A 6,996-nucleotide genomic window follows, 5' to 3' on the forward strand; every position below is an offset into this window, starting at 1 on the left:
CGCCGCCGCGCCGCGTCGGCCGCCCGCCCGGGCGGGGACGTCAGCCGCCCGCCCGGGCGGGGACGTCAGCCGCCGGTCCAGGCGGGGAAGCCGGGCGTCGCCCAGGCGCGGCCGTCGGCGGTGACGGCGAACGCCTCGATGCCGGCCAGCCCGGCGATCCAGTCGCGGGCGTCCTCGCCCATCGCGAAACCCGCGGTGGCCAGGGCGTCCACGCGGGTGAGGCGGCGTCCGACCAGCGTCAGGGAGGCCAGGCCGACGGGGGGACGGCCGGTGCGCGGGTCCACGATGTGGTCGCCGCGCTCGGACGTCCCGGACGTCGCGACCGCGAGGTCGGTCCCCGTCACGACGGCCATGAGGTCGCCCGGGTGGAACGGGTGCGCCAGGCCGATCCGCCATGCCTGGCCGGGACCGGCGGAGCCGCGCACCTGGACGTCGCCGCCCGCGTTCACGCAGTGGTCGGCCGCGCCCGCCTCGAACAGCAGGTCGGAGGCGGCCTCGGCGGCCCAGCCCTTCACCAGCCCGGACGGGTCGAGCCGCCCGTGCGGCGTCCAGGTGAACCGGCCGCCGCTCTCCTCGGCGACCCGCGCGCAGAGCGCGAGCACCTCGGCGACCTCGCCGGGGCACTGGTCGAGCGTGAGCGTCCCGGAGGCGAGGCGGCTGATGTGGCTGTCGGGGCGGTAGGTCGAGAACACGGCGTCCACGTGGCGCAGCCAGTCCTCCGCCGCGTCCAGCGCGCGGTCGATCGCCGGGGTCATCGGCGTCCGGACGTCGAACGAGAACACCGTGCCCATCACGTGCACCACGCGGACCTCGCGCGCGGGCACCGCCTCGTCCGCGGGCGTCGGCTCGTCCGCGGGCATCGCCTCCTCGGCGGGCGTCGGCTCACGCATGGGCCTTGTCCAGGGCGCTCTGCAGCGAGTGGATGTAGCCCTCGCTGGTGTAGGTGGCGCCGGACACGGTGTCGATCCGCGCGTTTCCGGCGGCGAGCGTCTCCTGGGTGAGCCGCGGGACGGCCATCTCCGTCAGCCGCCGGTCCCGCCCGTTCTCCGACGGCGCCTGCAGCACCTTCACCCCGGTCAGCTTCCCGTGCGCCAGCGTCACCTGGACCTGGACGGGTCCGTACCGGGTGTCGACCGTGTCGCCGGTGAAGGTGCCGTGCGCGGCGGAGCGCCCGCCCGCACCGCCACTCGTACGTCCGCCCGTGCCCCCGCCCGCCTTGGACGGGCCGGACGACTCCGGCGGCGACCCGGCCACGGCCCCGCCGCCCGCACCGCCCCCGCCCGACGTGCCCGAGGCGGAGGCCAGGCCGCCGTGGTGCGGTTTCAGGGCCAGCAGCAGGCTGATCCCGGCCACCGTCGCGCTGGTGGCGAGAACGGCTCGGCGCATCGTTCGCCTCCTCCCCGAGCCCGGCCGGGCCCGTGCTTGGAACTCGTGCTTGGAACTCGTGCTCAGAACTCGTGATCGGAACTCGTGCTCGGAACTCTGCTCAGAACTCGAAGGACTCGTGGTGGACGCGCCGCCCCGGGACGCCCGCCTCGCGCAGCGCCCGGTGGGCCGCGCGGGCCATGCCGGGCGGGCCGCACAGGTACACGTCCCGCTCGGCCACGTCGGGCACCACCGAGCGCAGCGACGCGGCGGTGAGCGGGAGGGAGTACTCGGCGGGGTCGTCCACGAAGCACAGGACGCGGCGGTCGCCGCGGGCCGCGATGGCCTCCAGCTCGCCGCGCAGCGCCAGGTCCTCGGGACGGCGCGCCAGGTAGACCAGGGTGACGTCGCCGCTCAGGGTCTCGAACAGCGCGCGCAGCGGGGTGATCCCGACGCCGCCCGCGAGGAGCAGCACGCCCCGCCGGGTCCGCCTCGCCTCGGTGAGCGCCCCGTACGGCCCCTCCGCCCAGACGCGCGTGCCGGGCCGCAGCCGGACCAGGGCGCGGCTGTGGTCGCCCGCCGCCTTGACCGTGATCCGCAGCAGGCCGTCGCGGGCCGGGGCCGACAGCGAGTACGGGTTCGCGGCCCACCACATGCCCGGCGCGAGGAACCGCCAGCGGAAGAACTGGCCGGGCCGCGCCGCGAGGTCGTCCAGGCGGTGCCCCGTGACGTACACCGACACCACGCCCGGCGACTCGAACCGGACCTCGGCGACCCGCATCCGGTGCCGCAGGTTCCGCAGGACGGGGACGGCGAACCGGTACCAGGCCAGCACCAGCGAGACCCCGATGAACAAGGCGTACCAGAAGATCTGCGCCACCGGCCGGCCGACGAACTGCGCGCCGTTGGCGAGCTGGTGGAAGAACACCAGGAAGACCGCCAGGTAGGTGCCCAGGTGCAGCAGGTGCCAGACCTCGTACCGCAGCCTGCGCCGGGCCAGCCGCGCCGAGGTGATCCCCACGGCGAACATCAGCAGGGTGCCGAGCGTCGCCTTGAGCATCTCCGGGTAGTGGAAGACCAGGTCGCCCGTCTGGGCGACCACGTTCTTCCGGTCGACCAGCGCGTACCCCCAGACCACCAGCAGGACGTGCGCCAGCGCCAGGCAGACCGTGTAGCGCCCGCCCGCGGCGTGCCAGCGCGCGAGCCGGTCCGCGCCGACCCCGCTCTCCAGCGCCGGGACGCGGGCCATGAGCGCGAGCATCACCGCGCAGCCGTAGGCCGCCAGCAGCCCGGTGATCCGGGCCCCGTCGGTCAGCCACCCGGCGGCCCCCACCACCGAGTCCGTGCCCTGCCACCACAGCGCCAGGACGGCCAGGCCGCCCGCGTAGACGGCCCCGAGCACCCATCCTGCCCGCAGGCCCCGCCGCCGCGGCCTCGCATGGGCGCGGCGGAGGTTCGGCACGGCGTTCCCGGAACGAACCGCTGTCATTCCAGCCCCCCTTTCGACCGGCGTCCCGTCACAGTGCCTGACGAACCTCTGAGAACCCTCAGAACCACCCGCGTATCCCCTGCTTCTGAGCCGATTCAGAGGGAACACACAGGAAGGGGAGGGAAACTGGGGGCCATGGAGGACGTTCGAGGGCTGAGCCATGCCGACGGGACACCCGTCCGCGTGCTGGTGGTGGACGACGAGCCGGACCTGACCGACGTGCTGGGCCGCGTGCTGGCGCAGGAGGGCTGGCAGGTGCGGACCGCCGCCGACGGCGCCGGGGCGATCGCGGTCGCGCGCGAGTTCCGGCCGGACGCGGTCGTGCTGGACGTCATGCTGCCCGACATCGACGGGCTGAGCGTCCTGCGGGAGCTGCGGGCCGCCTCGCCGGAGGTCTGCGTGCTGTTCCTCACGGCCCGCGACGCCGTGGAGGACCGGGTGGCCGGGATCACCGCGGGCGGCGACGACTACGTCACCAAGCCGTTCAGCCTGGAGGAGCTCCTCGCCCGGCTGCGCGGGCTGCTGCGCCGGGCCGGGCTGACCCGCCGCGCCGCCGCGTCCGCGCTGCTCACCGTGGGCGGGCTCAGCATGGACGAGGACGCCCGCGAGGTCACGCGGGACGGCGAGGTGGTCGAGCTGACCCCGACCGAGTTCGAGCTGCTGCGGTTCCTGATGCGCAACCCCCGGCGGGTGCTGAGCAAGGAGCAGATCCTCGACCGGGTGTGGAGCTACGACTTCGGCGGCCGGGCGCACGTCGTCGAGCTGTACGTGAGCTACCTGCGCAAGAAGATCGACGCGGGCCGGACGCCGATGATCCACACCGTCCGCGGGGTGGGGTACGTGCTCAAGCCGGAGACCCGGTGACCGGTTCCCCGGACCCGGCGGCGGCTCCCGGCGGTCCGGCGGCGGGCCGCGGCGGGCCGGCGGCGGACGTCCTGCGGGGCCTGTTCCCGCGGACGCTGCGCGCCCGGCTCACGCTCGGCCTGGTCGCGCTGCTGGCGTTCTGCTGCCTGGCGGTCGGGGTCGCGACGGTCACCGCCCTGCGCGGCTTCCTGGTCGGACGCGTCGACGAGCAGATCACCTCCCTCGGCCCGCGGCTGGCCGCCGGGCTGGAGCACGAGCGGCGGCCCGACTCCGACAACCGGGACCCCGACACGCGCGGGGTGCCGCCGAAGACGTTCGCCGCGCGGCTGTTCGGCGGCCGGGTGACCGCGGCCGGCGTCGTCCGGGACCGGGCGGTCGTGGGCGTCCCGGTGAGCGCCGCCGACGTGCGCGCCCTCAACGCGCTGCCGCCGGACCACCGGCCGCGCACCGTGCGGCTGTCGGCGCTGCACCACTACCGGCTGGCGGCCTACCCGGGCGACGACGGCGACGTGCTGGTCACCGGGCTGCCGCTGCGTCCGGTGGAGGAGACGACGCGGCGGCTGGCGCTGGTCGAGCTGGCGGTGTTCGGGATCGTCCTGGCGCTCGCCGCGGTCGCCGCCGCGGGGTGGGTGCGGCTCACGCTGCGTCCCCTGCGCCGGGTCGCCGCGACCGCCTCACGGGTCGCCGAGCTGCCGCTCGCCAGCGGCGAGGTCGCGCTGCCCGAGCGGGTCCCGGACGCCGACCCGCGCACGGAGGTCGGACGGGTCGGCGCGGCGTTCAACCGGATGCTGGGGCACGTCGCCGACGCGCTGGCCCGGCGGCAGGCCAGCGAACAGCGGCTGCGCAGCTTCGCCGCCGACGCCAGCCACGAGCTGCGCACCCCGGTCGCGACCATCCGCGGCCACGCGGAGCTGGCGCTGCGCCGCCCGCCGGGCGTCCGGGACGGGCTGCCGGGCGACGTGCGGCACGCGCTCGGCCGGATCCAGGCCGAGTCGGTGCGGATGGGCGACCTCGTGGAGGACCTGCTGCTGCTCGCCCGCCTCGACACGGGCCGTCCGCTGGCCGTCGAGCCGGTGGACCTCACCCGCATGGTCCTGGACGCGGTCGCCGACGCCCGCGTGGCGGGCCCGGACCACCGCTGGACGATGGAGCTGCCCGAGGAGCCCGTCACGGTCCGCGGCGACGAGCACCGGCTGCACCAGATGCTCGCGAACCTGCTCGCCAACGCCCGCACCCACACCCCCGCCGGGACGCGCGTGACCGTCCGGCTGGAGCGGCCCCGCCGGGCGGCGGGCGAGGGCGCGGTGCTGGAGGTGGAGGACGACGGGCCGGGGGTGCCCGCCGACCTGCGGGACGAGGTGTTCGACCGGTTCGTCCGGGGAGACCGCGGCCGGTCCCGCGCGTCGGGGAGCACCGGCCTCGGCCTGGCCATCGTCGCCGGGGTCGCCGCCGCGCACGGCGGGCGCGCCGAACTCGACTCCGCCCCCGGCCGGACGGTCTTCCGCGTCACCCTGCCAGGACGTCCTCCCGCGTGACCTGCGCCGCCTCCGCGTTCCGCCTCCGGCCCCGGACGGCTCCGGCGACGGCGAGGACACCGACAGCGCCCAGGCACAGCCACGCGAACGCGTCGCCGACGACGTCGTAGACGGTCGTCCCGCCGCGCGTCGGAACGTAGGCGACGGTCGTCTCGACCCCGGCGGCGAAGGTGTCGGTGGTCGCGAGCACCCGTCCGTGCCGGTCGAACGCGCTGGTCACGCCCTGGCCGTCCTGCCGGAACAGCGCGTACCCGCCCTCGATGGCGCGCAGCGACGCCTTGCGGGTGTGCGCGTCGCCGTACTCGCGCCAGTCGTGTGACGGGACGAGGACGATATCGGCGCGCACCCGCATCATGGCGGGGAAGTCGGCGTCGTAGCAGATGACGTTCGCGAGCCTTCCGTACGGCGTGTCCACGACCGGGACGTGCCCGTCGCCCGGCTCGAAGGTCTCCGAGCCGGGGATCGGGTGCGCCTTCTGGTAGGTCCAGAGCACGGCGCCGTCCGGGCCGATGAGCAGCGTCTCGTCCTTGCCGAACGACGGCCCGGTCGCCCCGTACACGTTCACGCCGATCTCCAGGTAGACGCCGTCGCGGCGGGCCTCGGCGCGGGCGGCGTCGATCACGGCCCGCTCGCCGGCCTCCTGCGCGGACACGGCGTTCTCCGGCCAGACGACGATCCTCGCGCCCGCCGCCGCCTCCCGGCGGGTGCTCGCGAGCAGGTCGGCGAGCACCGCGTGCATCGCGGGACCCACCGACGCGGCGGGCGCCGTCGCGACCTCGCGCCGCCCGCCCGGGATCCGGCGGACCGCCGCCTTCTCGGCGGCGCGCAGCTCCGGGCGCGGCCCGACACCCGCGATCCGCACGGTGTGCTGAGCCGAGGAGAAGAACGCCAGCCGCACGCCGCCGAACGCCACGACGGCCAGCAGGACGCCCGCGAAGACCGCGCACGGACGCGCCGCCCGCCGGGTCCGGTCGGCCCAGGCGAGGTTCACGACCCCGGCGAACCAGGCGATCAGGAACCCGATCCCGTACGACCCGGTGACCGCGACGACCTGCAGCAGCGGCAGTTCGCCGTACTGGGTGACGGCGAGCACGCCGAACGCCGTCCCGAACGGCGTGAGCAGCGTCAGCAGGAACTCGGTCCCGGCGACCGCCGCCGGGAACACCAGCAGCGCGGGCCACGGGGGCAGCCTGCGGACGAGCCACCGGTCCAGGACGTACGGGACGGTCCGCAGCGCGCCGATCGCCGCCGCGCCCGCGATGACGACCGGCCCGGACCCGAGCGCGGACTCCCAGGTCCAGAACAGGGCGGCGGCGACGTTGGCGGCCCAGATCCCGGCGGCGGCCGTCCAGGCCCGGCCGGTCCGGGCGAACCGCAGGAGCAGGACGGGGAAGATCCAGGCGGCGAGCGCGATGTCCCAGCGACCGCCGACGGCGAGCGTCATCAGCGCGGCTCCGGCGGCGAGCAGAGCGGTTCTCTTCATGGCCTCGACGCTAGGTAGGCGGACCCTCACGGCGCGTCCTCCCGGGTGGCGAACTCGCACGGTCCCGGCGCAACCTTCGATGCGCCGCGCGGACGATGTGCCGCAGATCAGCGCGTCCTAGGGTGGGCGGCGATGAGCACCGAATCCCTGGCCGTCCTGCGCGGCGCACGACTGCGCCTCGCCGGGCGGCCGTGGCTGGCCGACGCCGCGCTCGGCGGCGGCCTCAGCCTGCTCGACGCGGCGGCGCTGCTCGGCCGGGA

General features: G+C 76.0%; 6 protein-coding genes. 2 read left to right on the forward strand and 4 right to left on the reverse strand.

What is annotated here, in order from left to right; genetic code table 11:
• Positions 1–65: 65 nt before the first annotated feature.
• From DZF91_RS30660 to DZF91_RS30670, 3 genes are all read right to left on the reverse strand, one after another.
• Positions 66–890: an FAD:protein FMN transferase gene (locus tag DZF91_RS30660; protein ID WP_235834673.1), complete on the reverse strand. Its 825-nt coding sequence runs from the start codon at positions 888–890 to the stop codon at positions 66–68.
• Positions 883–1,386 carry an FMN-binding protein gene (locus DZF91_RS30665; RefSeq protein ID WP_117360568.1) on the reverse strand — a complete coding sequence of 168 codons (504 nt, stop codon included), beginning with the start codon at positions 1,384–1,386 and terminating at the stop codon, positions 883–885. The genes DZF91_RS30660 and DZF91_RS30665 overlap by 8 nt, the downstream gene beginning before the upstream one ends.
• Before the next feature lie 100 nt (positions 1,387–1,486).
• Complete coding sequence (locus DZF91_RS30670; RefSeq protein ID WP_117360569.1) at positions 1,487–2,854, reverse strand: ferredoxin reductase family protein; 1,368 nt, start codon at positions 2,852–2,854, stop codon at positions 1,487–1,489.
• Positions 2,855–2,989: 135 nt separating this feature from the next.
• On the opposite strand from DZF91_RS30670, the gene DZF91_RS30675 reads away from it, so the two are divergent.
• On the forward strand, positions 2,990–3,718 hold the full coding sequence (locus tag DZF91_RS30675) for a response regulator transcription factor (protein WP_117360570.1): 729 nt from the start codon (positions 2,990–2,992) through the stop codon (positions 3,716–3,718).
• Entirely contained in the window at positions 3,715–5,253 is a 1,539-nt protein-coding gene (locus DZF91_RS30680) for a sensor histidine kinase (protein ID WP_235834674.1), read from the forward strand. Before DZF91_RS30675 ends, DZF91_RS30680 begins: the two co-directional genes overlap by 4 nt.
• On the opposite strand, the gene DZF91_RS30685 is transcribed toward DZF91_RS30680, so the two are convergent.
• Complete coding sequence (locus tag DZF91_RS30685; protein WP_117360571.1) at positions 5,225–6,736, reverse strand: nitrilase-related carbon-nitrogen hydrolase; 1,512 nt, start codon at positions 6,734–6,736, stop codon at positions 5,225–5,227. The genes DZF91_RS30680 and DZF91_RS30685 overlap by 29 nt on opposite strands.
• Positions 6,737–6,996: the final 260 nt, after the last annotated feature.

The organism is Actinomadura logoneensis (genome assembly GCF_003428695.1).
In the GTDB taxonomy this organism is placed as follows: Bacteria; Actinomycetota; Actinomycetes; order Streptosporangiales; family Streptosporangiaceae; genus Spirillospora; species Spirillospora logoneensis.